This window comes from Streptomyces sp. NPDC055287 (assembly GCF_053646035.1).
Genome location: NZ_JBSHNE010000060.1, coordinates 1 through 22,821 on the forward strand (window position 1 = coordinate 1; position 22,821 = coordinate 22,821).

Below are 22,821 nucleotides of genomic sequence, written 5' to 3' on the forward strand. Positions count from 1 at the left end.
GCACGCTCGTTCGGTGCCCTGCATCGTGCCGGAGTGGAGTGCACCGGATCCTATGGATCGGCACTGGCACGGTTCCTGCACGGGGAGAACATCCGGGTCATCGAGGTCAACCAGCCGGATCGTGCCACCCGGCGCAAGCGGGGCAAGACCGACGCCGTCGACGCAGATGCTGCAGCCCGCGCGGTCCTGTCCGGACGCGCCACCACCACGCCCAAGACGGGCGAGGGCCCGGCGGCCGACATGCGCGTCCTGAGACTGGCCAAGGAATCAGCAGTCAAGGCCCGCACCCAGGCGATGAACCAGCTCAAAGCCGTACTCCTGGGTATCGATCCCGCACTGCGCGAGTCCTTGTCCGGGCTCAGGAACCCGGCGCTGATCGCCCGGTGCGCGGACGGCCTGGCCGACAGTGACGACGCGGCCGCGTTCACCCTCCGGCTGCTGGCCCGCCGCATCCAGCACCTGACCTGCGAGGTCAAGGAACTCACCCGCCGCGTCACCCGAGCCGTCACCACCCACCGCCCGCAACTGCTGGAAATCGTCGGTATCGGCCCCGACAGCGCCGCAGCCCTCCTCATAGCCGCCGGCGACAACCCCGACCGGATCCACAACGAGGCATCCTTCGCCGCCTTGTGCGGCGTCAGCCCGGTCGAACAGTCCTCCGGCAAGACCCAGCGCCGACGACTCAACCGCGGCGGTAATCGGCAGGCCAACGCCGCCCTCTATCGCATCGTCATGACCCGCATCCGCTGGGACGAACGCACCCGCACCTACCTGGAACGACGCACCAAACAAGGCATGTCGAAGCGCGAGATCATCCGCTGCCTCAAACGCTACGTAGCCCGCGAGATCTACCGTCACATCCAGCCGATGACGGCCATCCGCGTTCCTTCGCCGCTTGACGAAACATAGGGGCGTCTACGCCACCCACAAGACACCTGCCATCAAAAAGTGACTGCTTGCCCATTCGCGCTTCCACCTGCACTTCACACCGACCGGGTCGTCCTGGCCGAACCTCGTCGAGCGATGGTTCGCCGAACTCACCAACAAGCAGATACGGCGAGGCGTCCACAAGTCCGTCCAGGCTCTTGAGAAGGACATCCGCCACTGGATCGCTGCCTGGAACACCGATCCGCGGCCCTATGTCTGGACGAAGACCGCGGACGAGATCCTCGAACGCCTCGCCTCATATCTGAACAGAATTCCTGACTCAAAGACTAGGCGGGCTGCGGGGCGGGCGTTTCCGGAGCGGCCGCGACGTTGCGGGTCTCGCGCATGATCAGCAGGCCGTTGACCACCATCATTGTCGCGGTCAGGCAGTGGACGCCGAGCGCGGTGGCCACGGAGCCGTGGTGGGCCAGCACGTTGGTCATGTCGCCGTACGCGGCGAGTGCCTCCATCAGCAGCACCCAGCCCAGCGCCCGGCGGTGACCCGTCACCAGCAGGATGCCCAGAACCAGGGCCAAGACGACGTCGCGGATTCCCTTGATGATCAGGAAGCCGTCGCCGTCGCCGGACGGCCAGCTCGGCAGGCCGTAGCCCGGCGCCGTCGTCTCCGGGCTCAGGATGTACTCCGTCCCGAACCAGAGGATGAAGAGGATGAAGGAGGCGGCCAGGACGGTGTTGATCTTCTTCAGCGACATTGTTCTTCTCCATGCGAGTCTTCGTCAGCTTGGTGACCTTCGTGGAGCTTGCCGAGTCGTGTGGGGCCTGATCAGGCCGCGTGGACGCGGCCGATCGAGTGGACGCGGCCGATCGAGGGGCACAGCTTGCCGGGATCGCAGTTGTGGGATCTGAGCGGCAGCTGCTTTCCCGAATGTCGGGATTTCGGTGGTCAGCCGCCCCCGAGGAGTGGAGATTGGCCACCGGCGCGGCCTCGGCCCGCGGGGTCAGAAATCCGATGCCCTCTCCGGCTCACCCCGACGGGGCAAAAGCCGTCGATATACGGGGGCGAACCAGTGCATGTCTGGGCAACGGTGGTATCAGGCGAGGGCGGCAACCAGCAGGGTGAACGCGGCGACGATGACGGCGACGCGGATGTAGTGGTAGCGGTTCCAGCGGTGCAGCTGCTCCTTCCAGTCGGCGGGCCGGTTCTCGGGGGTCCAGGTCTTGTTTCGGTTGTTGATCGGGACGAGCAGCAGGATCGACATGACCACGCTGAGGATCAGCAGTCCGGCGGCGGTGACGACGAGTCCGGCGCCGTGGTGGTGCCATCCGGCGACGGCCCAGATCGCGCTGAGGACGAGCGAGCCTATGTACCAGAACGGCATCAGGGCGCCGAGCATCCGGCCGCCGTGGGCGTGGCCGAGTTGGCCACTGTCCTCGGGAAGCGCGTCCAGGATCCGGTTCATGATGAAAACGACGGAGAACTCCACCCCCACCATCAGGCCGACGACGACGGTGGTGACGACCTCGAGTGTGTTGAGCATGACGATCCCTCCGTGAACTAGCATTGCTAGATGATGGGGCAACGCTAGTACTGCTAACGCTCGGTTGTCTAGCGATGCTAGGATCGATTCATGTCGGTAAAGGAACGCAAGGAGCGCGAACGGGCGGAGCGCGAGCGCCTCATCGTGGCGACGGCCCGCGAACTCGCCGAGCAGCAGGGCTGGGACGCGGTCACCACCCGCCGGCTCGCCGAGCGCATCGAGTACAGCCAGCCCGTCCTCTACAGCCATTTCCGCGGCAAGCGCGAGATCATCGGCGCCGTCGCCCTGGAGGGCGCCGCCGAGATGGCCGCGGCGCTGCGGGCCGCGACCTCCGCCGCGGACGGCCCGCGCGAGCGGGTCGCCGCCCTCGCCCGCGCCTACCTCGACTTCGCCGAGCGCAACCCGGCGGTCTACGACGCCTTGTTCCAGCTCGACGGCGGCCTGGCGTACGCGCAGGAGGACACCCCCGAGCCGCTGAAGGACGCCTTCGCCGCCCTGCTCGAGTGCCTCGCCGAGGTCGCCGGCGACGGCGTCCACCCGGGGTTGTTCACCGAGGTGTTCTGGGCGGCTCTGCACGGCCTGGCGACCCTGACCCGAGCGGGCCGCCTGCTGCCCGAGGACGCTGAGCCGAGGGTGGAGCTGTTGGTGGACCGGCTCGCCATGGTCTGACACACCGTCCCAGCGGGCACGCAGCCGAGGCCCTCGGGCCCCGCCGCTGCCTGCCTGCGGCAACGCTTCCGGTCACTCGCGCCCACACGGCGCAGCCGCGGATCGCCCGGCCCCGCACCCCAGACGGGGCGCCCACCCCGGAGGCTGCAATGCTCATTGATCACGACCCGATACACGCCCTAGTGCTGTGACCGTGAACCAACCTTTGCCGGGTTGGGTGTCAGGCGGCGAGGGGTAGTGGTCTGCCGCCCCAGCGGATGCCTTTCTCGCTGCGGATGCGGGCGCGTTCGCGTCATGGTACTGCGAGGACGTCGGGGTGGCGGGCGTGTTGAGGCGCCGGCGCAGGTAGGCGGGGACGGCCCGGGTCTGGACGGTGTGGTTCGGGTGATGGGCGTTGGCGAGAGCGGTCCGGATCGATTTCATCGCCGCCCAGGTGTGGTCGATGCCCTTGCGGCGTCGGCTGATGCCCCACATCTGGTCGTCTCCGACCGAGTAGGAGCCGTGGAAGTAGGTGATTCTGTGGGTGCGGCGGTAGGTGGCCGGCAGTCGGTCGGGACGGTTCTCCTCGCCCCAGCAGGAAGCGGCTGTCGGGCGGATGCCCAGCGGCCCGAACTCGTCGAAGGCGAATGTGCGGCCGGGTCGCTCGTTGATCGCGTACCCGATCCGGTCCAGTTTGGCGTCGAAGTCCACATCCGGTGACTCCTTCCAGGCCTTCGTCCTCTGGAAGGAGATCCCTCGGCGGGCCGGTAAGCACCGCAATGCCTCGCGGCCATCCGGACCGGGCGGGCGATGTTGCGCCGCAGGTGATCGGCGAGCGGATCGACCAGCGCGTGAAGGATTGCGGGGGCGTTCGTGGCACGGGTCAGATGGTGGGGGTGGGCCAGGGGACGTCGGTTTGGAAGGGGGCGGTGTAGTCGACGCCGGGGACAGAGAAGCCGTAGAGGCGGCGGACTTCGTCGCTGAACCAGTCGAGGTCGGCGAGTTCGGTGATGGTGCTGCTGGTGGCGGTGCTCCAGCGTTCGGCGACGGCGTTCTGCACGGCGGGGGAAAGTTCCCAGGTGTCGAGGCGGACCCGGCCCTCGTCGTCGAGGTCGAGGGGGCGGGTGCCGGTCAGTTGGTCCCACAGCTCCACCAGTTGACCGGTCGGGTTCACCATGGCGTCGCCGAGGACGCCGCGCAGCAGCCCGACGTACAGGGCGATGCCGGGGATGGCGGTGGAGGACTGGGTTACGGCAGCGGCGTTGACCGAGGTAACGGCCCGGCCGCCCAAGGTCTTGCCGAGACGCTCGTCCAACGTGCGTGCGGTGGCTTCGAGATGGGCCTTCGCGGCGCCAATGGTGCCCTGCCTGTAGATCGCCGCAGTGAGTGGCGAGCCGATGTAGGACAGGGCGGCGGTGGTGAAGCCGTCGGCGAGCAGGGACCGGTCGGCCAGGAATGTGATCCAGCGTTCCCAGTCGGTGCCGCCCATCACCGCCACGGTCTGCTCGATGTCGTCGCCCTCGGCCGGGGCGGTGGTGACCTCCTTGACCTCCGGGGCGCCGTACTCGTCGAAGACGAGGGTCTTGGTGGTGTACGGCGAGCCGAGCGGCTTGAGGACCGAGGCATACACGTTGCCGGTGTCCGGGTCGGTGCGGCGAGGCGCGGCCACCGAGTAGATCAGGAAGTCGAGTCGTCCCCCGAACCGCTGGGCGAGGAGGTCGGCAACCTGCTCCTTCATCGCGTCGCTGAACGCATCGCCGTTGAGGAAGACCATGTCCCGCCCGTGCTGTTGGGCGAGCCGGGCGGTGGCGGCGGTGCGATACCAGCCGGCCGTGCCGGTGCGGCGCGCGGGTGCCTTCTCGAAGCACACGCCGATGCCACGGATACCGACACGGGCCAGGCCCGCGATCGTAGCCGCCAGGCCATACCCGGCGGACGAACCAATGACCAGAGCCACCGGCCCTTCGCCCTCGGCGGTGAGCGGGGCGGGGACGGCCTGCCACATCGCTTCCACCAGCTGTCGGCAGCCGTCAGGATGGGAGTCGAGGAACAGGAAGCCCCGGCTCTTGGGCGCGATGACGCGTTCGCTCACGGTGTGGTGTCCCAGGTGTAGTCACGGACAAGGACGCGGCGGCCGTCTCGGCCACCCCGTCCTGCAAGTCTGCGGCCGTGCGGATGAACACGGTGATCTTGACCGGCACAACGATGTCTAGCCGGGCTTGGAGGGTTCCTACTAGCTCCAGCGAGGAGAGCTGGCGGCACCCAAGTCCCATCCCGCGGGGTACGGACCGAACCTGCCGACCGGCAGGAACGTCTCGATACACCTCTATTCGGCGTCGGCGAGTTGCGCACGCGTCACACCAACCCCTGGCGCTACGGATGGCACAAGATCGCCGCCCAGATCCTCGACAGCCTCGCCAGCTACTACCGACGCATCAACGACTCGGGTCACTGGACCGGCGTCAATGGTCTTGCCCATCGCTCCGGCCCAGCGCCCGCAGGGCGATCTGCCGGTGGCTCAACGTGAGTTCCGCACCGCCGGGGTCCCCGAGCGCCCGGTAGAGGTCGGCCGCCTGCTGGGTGATGCCGATGGCCTCCTCGTACTGGCCGACATCGACGAACGTGGCGCCGAGCAGCAGGAGGGCCTGAGCTTCACGAGGGCGGTCTCCGGTCTGCCGGCAGGTGATGAGGTATTGCCGGAGTACTGGGAGGGCCAGGTTCTTCTGCCCGGATTCCAGCAGGCCGGTGACAAGGTGGAACAGTGTCTGGACTTCGGCGGTCCCGTCGTCGGCCGCGCCGAACTCGGCGGCGGCTCCGCGGCCGGCGGCGACGGCCTCCCCGAAGCGTTTCGTCTTCAGGAGCGCGTCGAGGAGGTTGTACAGCGCCGAGCCCGCGGCGCTGCGGTCACCGATCTCGCCGTACACGGCGGCGGCCTGCTCGCAGGCGGGGACGGCCTCCTCGGGCCGGCCCACCCGCAAGAGCGTCTTGCCGAGGTGGTAGAGCGCCTGCCCCTCGCGGGGGCGGTCGCCTATCGCACGCTGGAGGACGGCGGCTCGTTTGCAGGCCGTGATGGTCTCCTCGAAGCGGCCCAGCTCCAGCAGGCCTCGGCTGAGGTTGAGGAGCGCGCTTCCCTCGGCCGGGGCGATTTCCAAGGCCCGGAAGACCTCCGTGGCCCGCTGGTTGACGGCGACGGCCTCCTTGAACCGGCGCAGGTCCAGGAGGGTGCCGCCCATGGCGTACAGCGTCAGGGCTTCGCCCCGGGCGTCGCCCGACTCCCGGCAGAGGTCGGCGGAACGCTGCCACGCGGTGATGGACTCGTCCGCGCGCCCCGCCGATGCGAGGGCGCCGCCGAGGTGGCGCAGCGCGACGGCCTCGCCGAGTCGGTCACCGGTCTCGCGGTAGAGCGTCGCGGCTCGCGAGCACTGGCGGATGGACTCCTCGAACTGGCCTTGCTTTTCCAAGGCGTCGCCCAGGTTGACCAGGGCCAGGGCCTCGTGGCCGCGGTCGCCAAGTTCGCGGTAGAGATCTGCGGCCCGGCAGCTGGCGGTCGTGGACTCCGGGTCGCGTGCCGCCTCGCCGAGGGCGCTGCCGAGTTCGCCCAGCGCCTGGGCCTCGCCGGTGCGGTCCCCCGTCTCCTGGAAGGCTGCGGCGGCTCCTTGCAGTGCCGTGATGGCTTCGTCCTGCCGTTCCAGGCCGCGCAGCGCGGCCGCGAGCCGGTCAAGGACCATGCCCTCGCCCTTGCGGTCGCCGGCCTCGCGGTAGCGCACGGTGGCCTGTTCCAGGGCGGCCACTGCCTCCTGGAAGCGGTGGGCGTCCACGAGAGCGGTACCGAGGCCGTACAACGCCGGGCCTTCACCAGGGTGATCGTCCGTCTCCCGGCAGATCGCGAGTTCCCGCTGAAAGGCGGTGACCGACTCCCCAGGGCGCCGGGCGGCGAAGAGGTTGGTGCCGAGGCAGTGGAGCAGCACGCGCTGGCGTTCGCGGTCTCCCAGTTCGAGGTAGCGGGCCAGGGCCCGTTCACCGGCGTCGACGGCCTGCTCGTACCGCCCCGCGCCCGTCAGGGCCTCGTTCAGGTTGGCCAGGGCGTCGCCTTCACCCTTCGGGTCGTCCGTCTCGCGACAGAGGGCGGCGGCCCGCTCCCCTGCGCCAATGGCCTCGTCCCACCGTCGCATGTGTGCAGCGGCACCGGATAAGTTGGTCAACGCCGCTGCCTCGCCCTGCGGGTCGCCGGTCTCGCGGAAGAGGGCAGCGGCCTGTTCACTGGCGGTGGCGGCTTGCTCGTACTGCTGCGTGCGTATCAGAGCGGTCCCGAGCCGGAAGCGTGCCCGCGCCTCTTGCGTACGGTCGCCGATTTCCTGGTAGAGGCGGGCAGCCCGTTCGTAGGCGGTGGCGGCCCCCTCGTACCGCTCGGTCCGTGACAGGGCGTCGCCGAGGTTGAAGCGCGAGTCCGCTTCGCCGTGGAGGTCGCCCTTGTCGCTGTAGATCTCCGCCGCCTGCCGGGTCGGGAGGATGGATTCCTCCGCCCGGCCCATGGAGAGGAGCGCGTTGCCGCGGTTGTGGAGCGGCTGGCCCTGGCGGTCGTCGCCGGTCTCCTCGAAGACGGCCGTCGCGCGTTCGCTCACCGCGGCGGCCTGGGCGAAGAGATTCCGGCTCGTCAGTGCGTGGCTCAGGTTCGTCAACGCCGCTGCCTCCAGGTGCCGTTCGCCGGTCTCGTGGAAGATGGCCACGGCCCGTTCGCACACGCCGACGGCCTCGTCGCCCCTTCCCACCTCGGCGAGGGCGAGGCTCAGGTTCACCAGCACCGCGGCTTCGGGAGTGCGGTCGCCGGTTTCCGCGTAGAGGGCGGCCGCCCGCTCGCTGAGGGCCGCGGAGTCCTCGAACCGCCGCATGGCGATCAGCGCACGGCCGACCTCGAAGAGGACTTCCGCCGCCTGACGGAGGTCACCGGCATCCCGGTAGGCGGCCGCGGCCCGCTCGCAGGCGGCTACGGACTCGTCGATGCGCCCCACCGCGGTGAACGTCCAGCTGAGGTTGCGCAGCGAACGGGCCAGATCGGGGAGGTCGGTGGCCGGGTGCGCCTCGGCAAGGCGGTGATACAGCTCGGTGGCCTGCTGGGTGGCGGCCAGCGCCTGTTCCCTGAGGTCCTCGACGGCCAGCCGGTGACCGAGATCGCTCAGTACGCGCGCGTGCTCGGGAGAGTTGATGGTGGGGTTCGCCTCGGCCAGCTGCCGGTAGAGATCGGCGGCTTCCTGAGTTGCGCCCAGCGCCTCCGCCGCACGGCCCGCCGCGGCCAACTGCTCGCCGAGTCCGCTCAACGCCATGGCGAGACCGGCCCGGTGGGCCCGGGCATGCGTCGCGGCCATCCGCCGCTGGATGGCCACGGCCTCCTCGACCGGGGCGAGTGCATCCTCCTTGCGCCCCGTGCTCCACAGGCTGGTCCCGAGGTTGATCAGCGCCTTCGTCAGATCGGGCTGGAAGGCGGCGGGGTTGACTTCGGCGAGCCGGCGGTACAGCGCGGCGCTCTCCCCCGCGGCGGCCAGGCCCTCCTCCTTGCGGCCCGCTTTGAAGGAAACGTGTCCGAGGTTGGTGAGGGACGCGGCGAGGCGGTGGCGCTCCGCGGCGGGGTCGGCCTCGGCCAACTGCCGCTGCAGGCCGACGGCCTCCCGCATGACCGTCAGCGCCTCCTCGTAGCGGCGCATGACGGACAGCCCCAAGCTGAGATTGCTCAGCAACCCGGCGAGTTCGGACCGGTGCCCGTCGGGGTCGGCCTCGGCCAGCCCACGGCAGACGGTCACGGCCTCCTCGGTAACGGCCAGCGCCTCCTCGCGGCGGTCGTGGGCCTGCAGCCGGGCGCCGAGACTCATCAGCGACGCCACCAGGGCATCCCGGTCGGCCCCGGCCAGATCGCGGCTGATGGCGGTGGACTCCTCGGACGCGGCGAGCGCCTGCTCCTCACGGCCCACGGCGGACAGCCGGTTGCTGAGGTCGGTGAGCGAGACCGCCAGATGGCGGCGGTAGCGGGGATCGGCGCCGGCCGCCTGCCGGTTCAGGCGGACGGCGTCCTCGGTGGCGACGAGAGCCTCCTGCCTGCGTCCGGCGTTGGCGCGGCGCCACGCCAACGTGCCGTGCAGCCGACCAAGTGCAGCAGGGTCGCTGGTGGCGGCCAGGCGCGTGGGCACCAGGACTTCCACGATCGCGAGGATCCCGACGTCCAGGTCAGCGTGGCGGCCGTCCGGCAACCGGGCCTCGACGGCCTCCAGGACGGACAGCAGCTCGGGGTCGAGGCGGTCGTCGTACGGGCTCGTGCCGCCGAGCTCGGCCAGCGTGGTCAGGGCGGGACTGCCCGCCTCGATCGCGACGCCGGGATCGGCCCGCAGCAGCGGATACAGCACCTTCCGGCCCACGTGCGCCCAGCGGGCGGCGGCGGACGCCAGCATGGTGACAGTGCGCGGGGCCACGACGGACCGGAGCCTGACCTCTTCCGTCAAGGCGGCGGGGACATCGAGGGTCCACGGGTCGGGGTCGTCGCCCGTGATGTCGTGCCCCGGCATCAGCAGACTGAGGAAGTCCTCCGCCAGCCGGTCGGGATACAGCGGTTCCAAAACCAGTTCGCGGTCGGCGGGCGGATAGCAGAAGCGGTGGTCGACGATGAGGTCCTGCGGGTCACCGGGCACCTCCAGCGTCCGCAGGGCCCTGGTGCCGGTGCGGTGGCTGACCGCTCCGGTGAGGGCGGCGGTGAACACCGTCTTGGCCATGGTGGAGGGCCGGGTCCGGAAGTCCTGCCCGTGGACCCCGGCTTCGGAAAGCCGCTGCCACGCGAGGCACTCGCGGTCCAGGAGGTACGCCGACAACTCGTGTGGCCGGGCGGGAGGCCGCTCCCCGCGTGCGTGGGCGTCGACGGCGGCCAGGGCCGCCATGTGCAGGGTCAGCGTCAGGCCGAAGTCGCGGTGGTCCAGCGAGCCGGGCGGCCGTACGCCCTCGGCGTCGGGAAGGCCGTACAGATCGGGTGCGGCGTAGCGATCGCGGGCCGCGGCGAACATGCGCGGCCGGTCCACGGCCAGGTCGGAAAGAAGCATGTCGCCCACGGTGGCGCGCCGTTCGCCCAGCGAGCCACGCAGCGCCGCGAACCAGCGAACGGTCCGCCCGATCAACAGCACGCGGGTGGGTTGTTGTTGGTGGAGAACGGGTTCGGACAGCAGGCGTTCCAGCTCGCTGTGCACCCACCGGTCGGCGTAGTCGACGACGAGGAGCACCCCGGCCGCGTCGTCGGGCGAGGCGGTGATCCCGTGGCTGACTGGGGAGAAGCCGGTGGTGGCGCCCCGGAACCCCGCCTGCAGGACGTGCCACCGCCGGTCCGCCCGCAGTTCCGGGCCCCGGGAGCGTTCGGCGAACTCGGTGGCGAGCCGCGTCTTTCCCTGCCCGCCGGGGGCGTGCAGAAGGAGCACGGACAGGCGGGCCCCCTCTGCGTCCCGCCACTCCCGCAGCTGGTCCAACTCGGCCTTCCGGCCCGTGAAGGGCACGACGTGGCTGCGCGCGTCGAGCAGCCGACTGGGCTGCGCCATCAGCCAGGCCGCCTCGGGGGCGGTCGGAGCGGGTAACTCTTCGATCGTGGGCAATCGGGTGCCGAAGTAGTTGTTGACCGTCGCCGTCGCGTACGGCCCCTGCGCCCCCGCAGCGCCCGACGACACCCACTGTTCGTACCGGCTCTCCGTCACGGCCGGCCCGTGGTCCCGGGAGCCGGGGTGCCAGGCGCGTGATGGTGATGGTTCACGGTCACCGCGGCCCCAGGGCCCTGGGCGCCGCCACCGCCGTTGTCCACCCACTGGTTGTAGACGGTGCTCCCGGGCGGCTTCAGCACTTCGGTGAGGGCGTGGATCTGCGCGTCCGCGTCCGTGGAGGGGTTCGCGGCGAGCAGGTGGCGCAGTATCTCCTCCACCTCGTCCGCACGGTGCGCGTTCGCCTCCAGGACCGCCCCGAGCCGCGCCGCCAGGAGGTCGAGCACGGCGCGTTCCCTCGTCGCGTCGCCGTGGTCACGGGCAGCGAGAACGGTGGTGCGCGCCTGCTCCAACTCCTCCTCAGCGCTGTCCGCTTGTTCGGTACGCCGCTCTAGCCTCAGAAGCCGCGCCACGCCGTGTTTGGCATGCCCCCAGGCATCCGTGGTCATGGCGGCAACGAGCGTGGTCGCGGCGGTGGCGGCGACGGTCACAACAGCAGGATCCACAGCACTCTCCCTCCCCGCGGGGGCTCATGCTCCCCGAGAACACCAGTGTGCCCGGTCAGGCAACCACGGGGGGCGAGAGTGTCCAATCAACGGCAGATCCGATGATCAAGGAGACGCCTGTTGAGCGAGACCATCGTCGAGACGGATACCGGTGGACCGGATACCCCCGGGAGACAGACCTGGAGTGCCCCGACGACCGCGACGCCTGGGCAACCGACCTGCAGGCGCCGACAGCCAGGCCCTGCCGTCCAGCGGCATCGGCCCCTTCCAAGAGCACGTCGGACAGGCATCCGGCGAGGCAGAGGATGGCCTGGGTGTGGTGTTTGCCCTGGGTGATTTTCTTGTCGCAGTACCCCCGATGCGGGGTCGGCCAGGGCGACGAACACGGACAGGAAGGAGGGCCCGTTTGAGCTGCTTGTTCCCACGCCGGGGCACCCCAACGGGATACTGGACATGGGTAGCGGATTCATCACCGATACCGAGCGGGCGGCGGTGAACCGGTCGGGCAAGCGGCGCCCCCGTCACCAGCCGAAGGCCCGCCTCCAGAGCCGCCAGGACACGCATGCGCGTCGGAGACACCGGTAAAGCCCTGGGGCTCGAGGTGCAGGGGAGCCATGGCTACCATAACGTGGTAATTGGGTTGTTTCCGGGGTGTTCTTCTCCCTTGTCGGGGGGCGGCGATAGTTCCCCTCCCGACAAGAATCACCGCACCGTCAGGAGACCTGATGGCCCCCCAGAAAGTGAGCTCTCTCGCTGTCCCGGTCTACGCACTCGCTGGAGTCCGGCTCTTCAGAGGGGCCGCCGGACTGCGCGCACCCGACCTGCTCATCCGGCGCCTCGACCCCGATCGTGAGCCGCAGAGTCCGGCGGCCGTGTACGCCTTCCGGCTCTTCGGGATCCTTGCGATCCTGCTCGGCCTCGATCTCCTGACCAACCGCGATGAGCGGTTGCGGGAGGACCTGCGCGACGGCGTCCTGATCCACGGAAGTGACACCACGACGGCGGCCACGCTGGGCCTGAGCGGCCGACTTCCACCGCGTACCGCGGCGCTGGCCACGCTCATCTCGGCCGCCAACACGGTCCCGGCCGTCACCTCGCTCGCCAACTCGGTGAAGGGGAAGCGGAAGTGACAGGAGGACCCGGTGCCGTTTCCCCGGCCGAGACGGGTTTCGAGTACGTCGTCGTCGGCGCCGGGGCGGGAGGCGGACCGTTGGCGGCCAACCTCGCCGCCGCAGGCATGCGCATCCTGCTGCTCGACGCGGACGGCGCCCCGGAGAACGACAACTACCTGGTGCCCGCCTTCCACGCGGACGCCTCCGAGGCCCCCGTCCAGTGCTGGAACTACTTCGTACGGCACTACGCCGACGAGCGGCAGCAACAGCGCGACAGCAAACTCGTCCCGGACCGGGGCATCCTCCACCCGCGTGCCGGGACGGTCGGCGGCTGTACCGCGCACCACGCGCTGGTCACCGTCCATCCGTACAACCGCGACTGGGACGCGATCGCGGAGGAGACGGGCGATGCGACGTGGCACAGCACGGCTGTGCGCCGGTACTTCGAGCGGCTGGAACGCTGCACCTACCGGCCGAGGCCCAAGGAGCCGCCCACCAACCCGCTGCTGGCCGCGCTGCTGAAGGGCCTGCCCTTCACGGGCGCCCGGTACCGCAACGACGCACGCCACGGATTCGACGGCCGGCTGCCGACCGCCCTCGACGCCCGCGAACTGGTCAACACGCTCCAGCGGCTAATGCGCATCGGGCCGCGTAAGGAGTTGCAGCGGCACGGCATCCCCGTACGGGTCGACCTCCAGGGCGTGGGCGCCCATCTGCAGGACCGGTACGAGGTCGGCGTGGTCAGCCGGATGGACCGCGAGTTCTCCGTCCTCAAAAACTGCGTTTTCCACGCGCCGCAGTCCGGGACCGAACCGGACCGCTGCTACCAGTCCTGGCGGCGCGGCGAAGGTCTGTACACGACCAATGGCACCGTCGTCGGTGTCACCCGCAAGTCCCGTCCGGAGCTGGACGCACCCGACCTGTTCATCTTCAGCGGCCCCTCCGACTTCCGGGGCTATTACCCCGGCTACTCGCTCGACCTGACACGCCATCGGGACTGCCTCACCAGGGCGATCCTCAAGAATCGCACCCGCAACAGCGGGGGCCCGGTACGGCTGCGCTCCACCGATCCCCGTGACACCCCGCTGGTGAACTTCCACCTTCGGCGAGGTCCCGGACACGGAGTCCGTGGATCTCGAAGCCATGGCCGGTGCTGTCGAGTTCGTGCACGGGATCAACCGCGTGGCCGGCTACGTGATCCTCGAGGAGTTGTGGCCCGGCGAGGAGATCGACGGCCGCGACGACGTCCGCCGTTTCGTGCAGGACGAGGCCTTGGCCACCACGCGCCCTGCACTTGCAGGATGGGGCGGACGCCCCCTCGGCCGTCGTCGACGGCAAGTTCCGGGTGCACGGAGTGGACCGCCTGCGGATCGTCGACGCCTCGGTCTTCCCCCGCATTGCCGGACTCTTCGTTCGCCGCCCCCATCGACATGATCAGCGAGCAGGCGAGCGACATGTTCCTCGCAACCGCTCAAGGAGTACCGCGATGAGTAAACAACGACGCGCCGCACGACGTTCCGCAGCCGGATACCGTACGTCACTGCCCTGGCGGATCGTCATCGCCGGCGCCGAATACGTGGACCGGCGCATCGGCTGGGACAGACTGCCCGTCATCGCGGGCCTGCTGACGCTCCTCGGACTGCGCGTCAAGCTACGGCAGAAGAACCTCCACGACACCGGTCGGCTGCCCTCGGTCGATCTGCCCGATCCCGCACCCCCCGCCGAGACCCACAAGGTCAACCGGACCTCGGACGGCAGTCACAACGACCTCGACGAGCCCCGAACGGGCATGGCGGGCACCCGCTTCGGCCGGAACGTCCCGCTGGACCGGATCGCACCGGCCACACCCGAGGACGTATTGTCCACGCCGAACCCGCGCGAGGTCAGCCGCTCCCTGCTCACCCGCGACGAGCTCACCCCAGCCGAATCGGTCAACTCCCTGGTCGCCGCCTGGCTTCAGTTCATGGTCCGCGACTGGTTCAGCCACGGGACCAGCCCCACGGAACGACCCTGGGAAGTCCCCCTCATGGACGACGACGCGTGGCCGGAACACCCCATGCGGATCATGCGGACACCGGACGACCCGACGCGCGACCCGCAGGCACCCGCCGGGACGCCCGACACCCGCGTCAACGTGTCCTCCCACTGGTGGGACGCGTCGCAGATCTACGGGACGAACGAGACCGAACAGCGCCTGATGCGCGCCGGTGAGCTCGGCAAGCTGCACTTGTGGGACGACGAGCAGTCCCCGTTCCCCTCGGACCCCTCCCGGGACCCCTCGCGCATTCCCGGCTTCTGGCTGGGCCTCGCCATGATGCACGACCTGTTCGCCCGTGAGCACAACGCGATCTGCGATCACCTGCACGGCGCCTACCCGTCCTGGAACGACGAGGAACTCTTCCAGCGCGCCCGGCTCGTCAACGCAGCGCTCCTCGCCAAGATCCACACCGTGGAGTGGACACCGGCCGTGATCAGCCACCCCACCACCGTCAAGGCCCTGCGCGCCAACTGGTGGGGCATCGCGGGCGAGCGAGTCCACAACCTCTTCGGCCGGATCAGCGACAGCGAGGTCGTCAGCGGCATCCCCGGCGGCGAAACGGACCACTACGGCGTCCCGTACTCCCTCACCGAGGAATTCGTGGCCGTCTACCGCATGCACCCGCTCATCCGCGACGAGTGGCATCTGCGCTCCGCCGCCGACGACACGAGCCTGCGTCACTGCACCCTCCGCGACATCTCAGGCCCCGGGGCGCTGAAGGTCCTGGAAACCACCGAGATGGCCGATCTGCTCTACAGCTTCGGCACCCTCCACCCCGGACTGGTCACCCTGCACAACTTCCCCAGGTTCCTGCAGGAGTTCGAGCGCCCCGACGGACAACTGCAGGACCTCGCCGCCACCGACATCCTCCGCTCCCGGGAGCTGGGCGTCCCCCGCTACAACGAGTTCCGGCGGCTGCTGCGGCTGAAGCCCGCGGCGAACTTCCGGGAGCTGTCGGAGAACCGGGCGTGGGCCGAGCAGATCCAGCGGCTCTACGACGGCGACATCGAGAAGGTCGACCTCATGGTCGGGCTGTACGCGGAGAAGCTGCCAGCCGGATTCGCCTTCAGCGACACGGCGTTCCGCATCTTCATCCTGATGGCCTCACGCCGACTGAACAGCGACCGCTTCTTCACCGAGTACTACACCCCCGAGGTGTACTCCAAGGCCGGTATGGCCTGGATCGACGACAACAGCATGATCACAGTGCTGCTGCGCCACCACCCGGAGCTGCGTACGGCTCTCGCGGGGCTGACGAACGCCTTCGTGCCGTGGCGCACACCTTCGGAAGGACGGTGACTTGACATGGCAGCGACGGACAGGTCCCGCGAGGAACGGGAGCGCCAGGCCGCGGCGGCCGCCGCGCGGTACGAAGAGACCGGCGACGAGCGGCGCGCGGTCGAGCAGCGGCAGGACGCCGGGGTCACCTTCCCGGATTCGGAGCAGGCACTCGCGGCGCGCGCGGCCCGACTGCTCGACCGCCAGGCGGTGCCCGCCGCCATGGTGGTGGAGGCCGTCCGGGCGGAACCGCTGGCGGCGACCGCCGCGTACGAACGCATCCTCGGGGTGTCCAAGGAACTGCAGGCATGGAGCTTCCTGCCGCGCGGCGCCCGGGCGGCACGCACCGTCGCGCGGATCTCGGTGCGGGAGAACGGCCGCGAGCTGCCTATCGGCACCGGCTTCCTGGTGTCGCCAAGCCTGCTGATGACCAACCATCACGTGCTCACCGACGCGGAGGCCGCCCGGCAGTGCTTCGTGGAGTTCGATGCCCAGGTCACCGTCGACAACACACCCCAGCCGCCGACGCGGCTGGAGCTCGCCCCGGACGGGTTCTTCGCGGCGGACCAACGCCTCGACTTCGCCCTGGTACTGGTCGCCCCCGGCCCGGACCTGCGGCCCACGGGGGAGACGTTCGGCTGGAACCGGCTCAGCGCCCAGATGGGAAAGCTGGTGATCGGCGAGCCGGTCAACGTCATCGGCCATCCGATGGGGCGCCTGAAGGAGATCGCCGTACGCGACAACATGCTCCAGGTGCGGCTCGACGACTTCCTCCACTACAAGACGGACACCGAGCCGGGAAACTCGGGCTCTCCCGTCTTCAACGATCAGTGGGAGGTCGTCGCGCTCCACCACAGCGGTGTGCCCAGGACCGACGAACAGGGCCGCGTCCTGCGCCGTGACGGACAGGTCTGGCAGCCCGGTGACGGCGACGACGCCATCGACTGGGTGTCCAACGAGGGCGTACGCATCAGCTCCATCCTGAAGCACCTCGCCGCCTTGCCCCTCGCCTCCCGGCAGCAGGCGCTGCTGGCCGAGATGGGCCCGGAGTCGGGGCTGCGCCACGCGGAGGCCGCCGTCGGTCCGGTGGCGGCTCCGGCTCCCGCCGTCGCAGCGTGGCGCCCGGCCGTCGAGAAGGCCACCGCGCGTGCGGGCCTGCGCGCCCGGGACGGCGCGTTCGGCGGCAAACGGCATCTGGTCTTCCTTCACGGTCGCTCCCAGGAAGGCAAGGAGCCCGAGAAAGTGCGCCGCGAATGGGCGGCCGGACTCAACCAGGGGCTCGTCCGCGCCGGGCTCCCTCCGGTCGACCCGGCGGACGTCTGGTTCCCCTACTACGGCGACAGGCTGGTGCAGGCCCTGACCGCGCACGAGGCCGTCCCTCACATCGCCGAGGCGCCGACCGCCAGGGCGGCGGAAGTTGTCGCGCCCACCGCCCCCACCGCCCGCGCGGTGTACGAGGAGATCATCGGCGAGGCGGCCACGAAGTGGGACATGCCGCACGAGAGCCAGCTGGCCACCGAACGGATCGGCCTGGGTGACGTGGTCGGGGCCCTGCAGAAGCGGCTGAGCTGGCTGGCCGCCAGGAGCGACCTCGATGCTTGGGCCATCGCCCTGATCTTCCGTGACGTGGCTGCGTACCTCGACGACCGGCGCATCCGGGACGAGGTCCTCGGCTGCGTACTCGAGACGATGCCGGACGCGGGGGAAGTGGTGCTCGTCAGTCACAGCCTCGGCACGGTCGTCGGCCTGGATCTCACCACACGGCTGTCCCCCGGAGTGAACCTCGTCCATCTGACCACGGCGGGCAGTCCCCTCGGCCTGGACAGCGTGTACAGCAGGCTGCTCGTCGGCGGGCCGAAGCGTCCGGACATCGTGGCGGACTGGCTCAACGTCTGGTGCCCGAACGACGCGGTGGCCATCGGGTGCCCGCTGGGCGACGACTGGGCGGACGGACTGTCCGACCTCGCCGTCGTCAACGCCCGCGACCGGGCGCACAGCATCGTCGAGTACCTCGCCCATGCCGAGGCCGCCCGGTCGATCGCCGGCCACCTCGGCGGCTAAGAGGGTGTCCTACATGGTGAGGTTGCGGAAGCGTTTGCAGCAGCGGATGGACGCCGCGAGCCCGAGGAAGGGGTAGTTCGCCGGGGTGTTGCTCGTAGCGGTGGTTGAGCCTGAATTCCAGTCAGCCAGGACATGATGCGCTCGATGACCCACCTTCGGCGGCCGAGACGTTCGCTGGAGTCGAGCCTTTGCCGGCGATGCGGACGCCGATATGTTTGCCCCACAACCGTTTCCGCAGGTGAGGGACGTTATGTGCCTTGTCTGCGTGGACGCGGCGGGCTTGGATTCGGCTGCGTGGGATTCGTGTCCCATGCGCGGGACAGCATCGGCTTCAGCGCCTGGCTGTCGTGGGTGCTGGCCGCAGAGAGTCCGATGCGTAGGGGCGGTCCTTCCGCGTCGGTGCAGATCCGCTCCACACCCTCGCGGGCGGCATGAAAGACAGCGTCGAGGATCTCGGCCACTGATCCGCCGAGGCAGGCAACATAGCTGCGGTGGCAGGGGCGTCTGCGGGCGGGGGGCGCGGCCGTCGAGGAGAACCCGCCACCAGTGTCCACACCCGCTTCGAGCACGCCTTCGCCCGCATGAAGAGCTGGAAACATCCTCCGCGAGTGCCTGAAGCCATTCACGGGACAACCCTTGCGTTTCAAGTTCACCGTGATCGTCGGCATGCCGGGCGCCGAAGGCGCGCCGTACGACCGGATCATCGCCACCGTCGGCGCGCACGGCGTCCCGCACGCCTGGCTCGACCAGCTCTCCCCCGGCGGCCGGCTCGTAGTCCCCCAGCGCCTCAAGGGCAGCGTGTCCCGCTCCACCGCCTACGAGCAGCGCGACGGCCGATGGGTGTCCCTCGGCAGCGAGATGCACACCTTCATGCCGCTACGCCGGGGCATCGCCGACGATGACCGTCGCGTCGTCCCGCTCAGCTCGGACGGCAACGCACGGCTCCAGGCACCCGCCTGACATCACATCAACGCCGACGCCCTGGCCGGCGTCCTGGGCCGGCCAGGCTCCGAGGAATGGACCGGCGTGATGGTCCGCGCGACGGTCGCCGGAGTGGATGGAGCTGTTCGTCACCTGCTCACTGCCCTCCGGTCTGATCCGGATGCTCTTCCCGCAGGCAGCCAAGGGAACACTGCTGACCGAGGACCCATATCCCTCCTCGAAGGCAGCGGTCGACAAGAGTGCCGTTACCTACCTCGCCCGCCGCCTGTCGGAGAGACCACCGACGAGGGCGGAAAGCTGTGGGAGTTCGGCGTCACCAACCACGGCCCCGGCAGCGACGAACTCGCCGCCCACGTCGCTGACGTGATCCGCACCTGGGACCGCGAATACCGCGACCCCGAAGCCACGTTCCAACTCCAGCAGCTCAACGCACCCGCCAGGACTGGACCCGGCCGCTTCGCCCCCGACACTCCGATGCACCGCATCGTCGTCGACTGGCAGTAACTCGGACAAAGGCCGCCAGTGACGGATACGCTCCGCCTGGGAGAGGCACACTCACCCACTCTTCGCAGCCCTTGCCACACTGCAGCAGATGTCCGACTGCCGGGACCTGGTGAGTGCCTGCCGCCTTGAAGCTGGGACGTACTCCGGTGCGCTCCACGACGAACTCACTGCCGCCATGCGCTTGTGCAACCGCGTGATCCGCGACAGCCTCGCGGCCCCGCCCCCCGGGTGAAGACGACTCCCAAGGACAAGCCCGGCCGCCGCAGTGCCGGGGCGCGGCTCGCTCGTGACCTGGCCGGGCTGCTTCTGGTCGCTGCCGGAACGGTAGGCCTCGTCAGAGTCGCGTACGCCATTCACCGACTCGTCAGCGCCGGCCTCGTCGCCGCGGTGCTCCTGGGCTTCGGCTGCTGGACGCTCTGCGAACCGCCCCAGGCCATGCCGTCTGCCGGGCACTACAAGACTTTAGGAGTCGGCAGGGGCCTCACCCGGCAAAAAGCGACAGCATCATGGGAACAACACATCAAGCCAACTGCCCGAAGGTTACGTGCCCCTGACGTTCCAGCGTGCCAAACCGGGCGGCACCGCGGCACTGCGGCGCCACCGGGCTCAGGGCTCAGGGCTCAGGGCTCAGGGCTCAGGGCTCAGGGCTCAGGGCTCAGGGCTCAGGGCTCAGGGGACGATCTCGAAGATCTGGTCGTCGTTGCCGTCCACGTTGAACAGGAACATGTCGGCGTCGAAGGAGTCGGTGCTGGCCGTCCATTCGCACCAGCTGAACGCCCGCAACGGCAGGGCGCGGATGATCCCCGAGCCCGGCCACACCTGCCCACCGCCCATGATGAAGTCGCACCACCAGGCGTTCACGTCGCCCAGATCACCGGCGTACGGGATCTTGGAGCCGTTCGGTGGGACGTTCCACCAGCCTTCCTTCGTCCAGTCTCCGCCGTCCGAACAGCCGGGGGTGAACCGCATGATGGCCACCGAGACCGCGAACGGGCACCGGTTCAGGTACTGCAGCATCGTGCCTCTCCCTCCGGTCGTCAGCTCTTCCCGGACTCCGTGGCCCGGCCAGGAGCCGGACGCACGCCCTCGCGGCCCTCGCGTTCGACGACCACGTCGGGGACCTGAGCCGTCCGGTAGGGCCGGCGCACCGTGACGTTCGTCCTGCGGTCCTGGGATTCGTCGCTCGGGGCTCCGAGGTCTTCTCTCTTGCTCACCTGCACGGTGAAGCGCTCTTCTTCCGCCATGTCCGTCGTCCTCCGACCTGCATGTCCAGGGGTTCGGGGAAGCTCGGAGCAAACGGCCCGCCGCGATCGCGGCGCGACACCGGCAAGCGGCGGACTGCCGCTGGGAACAAGCCCTTTCCTCTATCGTCACGCCGCGCCAAGTACGGCGCAATCCTGCAGGTTCAGCCGAGGAGACGCCAGGTCCGCGGCCCGACGAAGCCGTCGACGGGGCCTCCCCGCCGCCCTCTGGAAACCCTTGGCGCCACGGCGGTCCGCGGCCCGAAGGCCCCCGTCCACGGGTGCGGGATCGAACCCCGCGCTCCGCAGCACGCGCTACAACAACGCCACGGCGCCGCCCGAGGGCGAGCCCTCGCGCAGGGTCGGCACGCCTGCATGTCCTCGGCCGACAGAACCTTCCAGCTCTGCGGCCCAACAACGGCATCGACGACGAGCCCCTCTACCCTCTGGAAGTCGCGCACGCCTCCGCGGTGCGGAGCCCCAACCGGCCGTCGCCCCAGACCCTGACCCCGCTCTCGAACGGCACACCTCCGATCCGGTCCCCCACGGCCGACGGCGCCGGCGTCGCAAGCCCGGCGAGCTCCACGCCGACAAGGGCAGGGCTACGACTACGGCAAGGTCCAGCAAGCCTGCGGCAATGACTGTCTCAACGCGAGATCCGGCACCACATCGCCCGCAAAGGCATCAACACCTCCCAGCGGCTGGGACGCCATCCCGAACATCGCCCGCACCCCGATCTGCTACCGCAGACTTGCCACATGACACGACGTCTGAGACGTGTTTGAGATCTTGATCTCCGTCGTGAAACGATCACGGCATGGCACGTGGAGATCTGACGGACAAGCAGTGGGGTTTCCTGAAGGCCGTGTTGCCTCCGTCACCGGTGATGGGACGCGAACCCCGGGACCGGCGGCAGGACTTCAACGGAATTTGGTGGCGGGCACGGACAGGTTCGCCGTGGCGGGACCTTCCCGAGCGACGCCCACGCAACCCAGCGCCGGCCCCCAGGCCCGCTTTTCGGTGATCTTCGGAGCCGGCCTGGACACCGTCCGCAGCCCCCGCGCCCGACCTGGTCCAGCACAACAAGGCAGCTCTCGACGAACTCGACGCGATAGCCCGGGTCGCGCAGGGACTGGCGGGACATCAGCTCCAGCGCGAACGGGTGCCAGCTGTCGCAGATGTCGGCGGTGAGAGGGGGAACGTCGTGGCGGGATGGGCGTCGGCCGGTAGGCGGCCGCGCACCGCCTGTCAGACCTCGGCGGCCGCCTCTCGGGGCGGAACTCACGCAGCGTTCGAATCCTCGTCCGGCACAGCTCAGCCGACCTTGTGGTCGCGGGTGGCGGCGAGCTCGCGTACCGCGTCGGCGACGGCTCGGAAGTCCTTGCGCAGGATTTTGGAGTGGTTGCTGGCGACCTTCGCGCTGACCCGGATGTTCGTGTTACGGGCGAGCACCGGGTCGAGGTTCGCGCGGATCTGTTCCATCAGCTTCGGGTCGCCGCCCAGGTTGCCGCCGGTGGCGAGCACGTACCGGGTCGGTACGGTCAGACGGTCGAAGACCGGGTTGAGGGCGGCGGGCGCGCAGAGCTCGTTGGCCTCGATGTTGATCTCGGCGTGTTGCGCGGCGCTCATTCGCGCGGCCAGGCCGAGCGGGCGGGCGATCGGGAACAACGGGCTCAGCCGGCGGAACAGCTTGCGGATCTGTTCCCGGTTGGCGTCGTCGAGCCACTCGTGCGGCAGGGCGCCGTCCACGGATACCGCCCCCCAGGGCGCAGTGCGGGTTCCGGGAGGCCCAGTGCATGGCGAGCATGGCGCCGTAGGACCAGCCCACCAGGATCGGCCGGTCCACGTTTCTGGCGGTAAGGACGGCGTCGAGGTCGCGGAGGCAGGCCTCGAACGAGTAGTCCGTGGCGCGCTTCGATTTGCCGCGGGCGCGCTCGTCGTAGGTGATGTGCCGGTAGTTGCTGCCAAGGTTGGTGATGACGCGCCGCCAGTGCGACTGGTCGGCGTAGGAGCCGTTGAGGTAGACCACGGGACGGCCGGGCCCACCGGTGTCGGTCACGGCCAGTGCGGTGTCATCGATCGACACCATGCCGGTCCAGGCGGGCTGCTGCTTGCTGGTCATGGTTTGCCTTCTTCCAGGGTCAGAGTGAAGCAGGGGCGGTGGACGGCGATGTCGCCGTGGGAGGTGCGCCCGCGCCGACGGTTTCGTCGGCCTTTTCGGCCTCTTCGGCCTCTTCGGGCAGGGTGGCGTTTTTAGAGGCTGCGGGCGGTGATGTCGCCGTAGGCGGTGGTCGCGTGGATGTTCAGGCCGGCGGCGCCGTCGGTGTTCTTGAGCGCGTTGTGGATCCGG

The 22,821-nt window shown here is 69.6% G+C and carries 15 protein-coding genes and 4 pseudogenes; 8 read left to right on the top strand and 11 right to left on the bottom strand.

The annotated features are described in order from the left end of the window. On the top strand, positions 1-909 hold a 909-nt coding region (locus tag ACWIHY_RS37145; protein ID WP_454380971.1), incomplete at its 5' end, for an IS110 family transposase. A 10-nt stretch (positions 910-919) separates the two neighbouring features. After that, a pseudogene (locus ACWIHY_RS37150) lies at positions 920-1,276 on the top strand (hypothetical protein); the annotation flags it as partial. Here ACWIHY_RS37150 and ACWIHY_RS37155 read toward each other — a convergent pair. Next, a complete protein-coding gene (locus ACWIHY_RS37155) occupies positions 1,215-1,640 on the bottom strand; it encodes a DUF4267 domain-containing protein (protein ID WP_454380973.1) in 426 nt (141 codons plus the stop codon). The pseudogene ACWIHY_RS37150 and the gene ACWIHY_RS37155 sit on opposite strands and share 62 nt — an antisense overlap. A gap of 339 nt (positions 1,641-1,979) precedes the next feature. Next, positions 1,980-2,426, bottom strand: a complete 447-nt coding sequence (locus ACWIHY_RS37160) for an anthrone oxygenase family protein (RefSeq protein ID WP_454380974.1) — start codon at positions 2,424-2,426, stop codon at positions 1,980-1,982. 90 nt (positions 2,427-2,516) lie between these two features. On the opposite strand from ACWIHY_RS37160, the gene ACWIHY_RS37165 reads away from it, so the two are divergent. Next, complete coding sequence (locus ACWIHY_RS37165; RefSeq protein ID WP_454380976.1) at positions 2,517-3,095, top strand: TetR/AcrR family transcriptional regulator; 579 nt, start codon at positions 2,517-2,519, stop codon at positions 3,093-3,095. Between the two features lie 220 nt (positions 3,096-3,315). On the opposite strand, the pseudogene ACWIHY_RS37170 reads toward ACWIHY_RS37165, so the two are convergent. The 5 genes and pseudogenes from ACWIHY_RS37170 to ACWIHY_RS37190 all read right to left on the bottom strand — a co-directional run. Beyond that, a pseudogene (locus ACWIHY_RS37170) lies at positions 3,316-3,951 on the bottom strand (IS630 family transposase); the annotation flags it as partial. A 6-nt stretch (positions 3,952-3,957) separates the two neighbouring features. Beyond that, the gene (gene fabV / locus ACWIHY_RS37175) at positions 3,958-5,166 is read right to left on the bottom strand and encodes an enoyl-[acyl-carrier-protein] reductase FabV (protein ID WP_454380977.1); all 1,209 of its coding nucleotides are present in this window, start codon (positions 5,164-5,166) and stop codon (positions 3,958-3,960) included. 370 nt (positions 5,167-5,536) lie between these two features. Continuing rightward, positions 5,537-10,789, bottom strand: a complete 5,253-nt coding sequence (locus tag ACWIHY_RS37180; RefSeq protein WP_454380978.1) for a tetratricopeptide repeat protein — start codon at positions 10,787-10,789, stop codon at positions 5,537-5,539. After that, positions 10,786-11,295, bottom strand: coding sequence for a hypothetical protein (locus ACWIHY_RS37185; protein WP_454380980.1), 510 nt, complete (start codon positions 11,293-11,295; stop codon positions 10,786-10,788). Before ACWIHY_RS37185 ends, ACWIHY_RS37180 begins: the two co-directional genes overlap by 4 nt. Positions 11,296-11,566: 271 nt before the next feature. Then, positions 11,567-11,727: pseudogene (locus ACWIHY_RS37190) on the bottom strand (IS110 family transposase); the annotation flags it as partial. A 293-nt stretch (positions 11,728-12,020) separates the two neighbouring features. Between ACWIHY_RS37190 and ACWIHY_RS37195 the strand changes: the two are divergent. The 4 genes and pseudogenes from ACWIHY_RS37195 to ACWIHY_RS37210 all read left to right on the top strand — a co-directional run. Next, a complete protein-coding gene (locus ACWIHY_RS37195; RefSeq protein WP_454380982.1) occupies positions 12,021-12,425 on the top strand; it encodes a hypothetical protein in 405 nt (134 codons plus the stop codon). A 1,468-nt stretch (positions 12,426-13,893) separates the two neighbouring features. Next, entirely contained in the window at positions 13,894-15,744 is a 1,851-nt protein-coding gene (locus tag ACWIHY_RS37200) for a peroxidase family protein (protein ID WP_454380991.1), read from the top strand. A gap of 6 nt (positions 15,745-15,750) precedes the next feature. Beyond that, positions 15,751-17,784 (top strand): trypsin-like serine peptidase, encoded by a 2,034-nt coding sequence (locus ACWIHY_RS37205; RefSeq protein WP_454380984.1) that lies wholly within the window; start codon positions 15,751-15,753, stop codon positions 17,782-17,784. A 675-nt stretch (positions 17,785-18,459) separates the two neighbouring features. Continuing rightward, positions 18,460-19,230: pseudogene (locus tag ACWIHY_RS37210) on the top strand (methyltransferase, FxLD system); the annotation flags it as partial. 669 nt (positions 19,231-19,899) lie between these two features. On the opposite strand, the gene ACWIHY_RS37215 reads toward ACWIHY_RS37210, so the two are convergent. Next, on the bottom strand, positions 19,900-20,247 hold the full coding sequence (locus ACWIHY_RS37215) for a hypothetical protein (protein WP_454378159.1): 348 nt from the start codon (positions 20,245-20,247) through the stop codon (positions 19,900-19,902). A gap of 20 nt (positions 20,248-20,267) precedes the next feature. Further along, on the bottom strand, positions 20,268-20,474 hold the full coding sequence (locus ACWIHY_RS37220) for a hypothetical protein (protein WP_454380985.1): 207 nt from the start codon (positions 20,472-20,474) through the stop codon (positions 20,268-20,270). A gap of 814 nt (positions 20,475-21,288) precedes the next feature. Between ACWIHY_RS37220 and ACWIHY_RS37225 the strand changes: the two genes are divergently transcribed. Next, positions 21,289-21,495: a transposase gene (locus ACWIHY_RS37225; protein WP_454380987.1), complete on the top strand. Its 207-nt coding sequence runs from the start codon at positions 21,289-21,291 to the stop codon at positions 21,493-21,495. Positions 21,496-21,785: 290 nt separating this feature from the next. On the opposite strand, the gene ACWIHY_RS37230 is transcribed toward ACWIHY_RS37225, so the two are convergent. Together ACWIHY_RS37230 and ACWIHY_RS37235 are read right to left on the bottom strand one after the other, a co-directional pair. After that, complete coding sequence (locus ACWIHY_RS37230) at positions 21,786-21,953, bottom strand: hypothetical protein (protein ID WP_454380988.1); 168 nt, start codon at positions 21,951-21,953, stop codon at positions 21,786-21,788. Further along, entirely contained in the window at positions 21,910-22,593 is a 684-nt protein-coding gene (locus ACWIHY_RS37235; protein ID WP_454380989.1) for an alpha/beta fold hydrolase, read from the bottom strand. The genes ACWIHY_RS37230 and ACWIHY_RS37235 overlap by 44 nt, the downstream gene beginning before the upstream one ends. Positions 22,594-22,821: the final 228 nt, after the last annotated feature.

What these genes read in the sequence shown, in the direction of transcription:
- ACWIHY_RS37195 (WP_454380982.1), top strand. Translation starts at nt 12,021, where the DNA reads ATGGCCCCCCAGAAAGTGAGCTCTCTCGCTGTCCCGGTCTACGCACTC.
- ACWIHY_RS37215 (WP_454378159.1), bottom strand. Translation starts at nt 20,247, where the DNA reads ATGCTGCAGTACCTGAACCGGTGCCCGTTCGCGGTCTCGGTGGCCATC.
- ACWIHY_RS37225 (WP_454380987.1), top strand. Translation starts at nt 21,289, where the DNA reads ATGGCACGTGGAGATCTGACGGACAAGCAGTGGGGTTTCCTGAAGGCC.
- ACWIHY_RS37230 (WP_454380988.1), bottom strand. Translation starts at nt 21,953, where the DNA reads ATGGAACAGATCCGCGCGAACCTCGACCCGGTGCTCGCCCGTAACACG.
- ACWIHY_RS37155 (WP_454380973.1), bottom strand. Translation starts at nt 1,640, where the DNA reads ATGTCGCTGAAGAAGATCAACACCGTCCTGGCCGCCTCCTTCATCCTC.
- ACWIHY_RS37235 (WP_454380989.1), bottom strand. Translation starts at nt 22,593, where the DNA reads ATGACCAGCAAGCAGCAGCCCGCCTGGACCGGCATGGTGTCGATCGAT.
- ACWIHY_RS37200 (WP_454380991.1), top strand. Translation starts at nt 13,894, where the DNA reads ATGAGTAAACAACGACGCGCCGCACGACGTTCCGCAGCCGGATACCGT.
- ACWIHY_RS37165 (WP_454380976.1), top strand. Translation starts at nt 2,517, where the DNA reads ATGTCGGTAAAGGAACGCAAGGAGCGCGAACGGGCGGAGCGCGAGCGC.
- ACWIHY_RS37205 (WP_454380984.1), top strand. Translation starts at nt 15,751, where the DNA reads ATGGCAGCGACGGACAGGTCCCGCGAGGAACGGGAGCGCCAGGCCGCG.
- ACWIHY_RS37220 (WP_454380985.1), bottom strand. Translation starts at nt 20,474, where the DNA reads ATGGCGGAAGAAGAGCGCTTCACCGTGCAGGTGAGCAAGAGAGAAGAC.
- ACWIHY_RS37160 (WP_454380974.1), bottom strand. Translation starts at nt 2,426, where the DNA reads ATGCTCAACACACTCGAGGTCGTCACCACCGTCGTCGTCGGCCTGATG.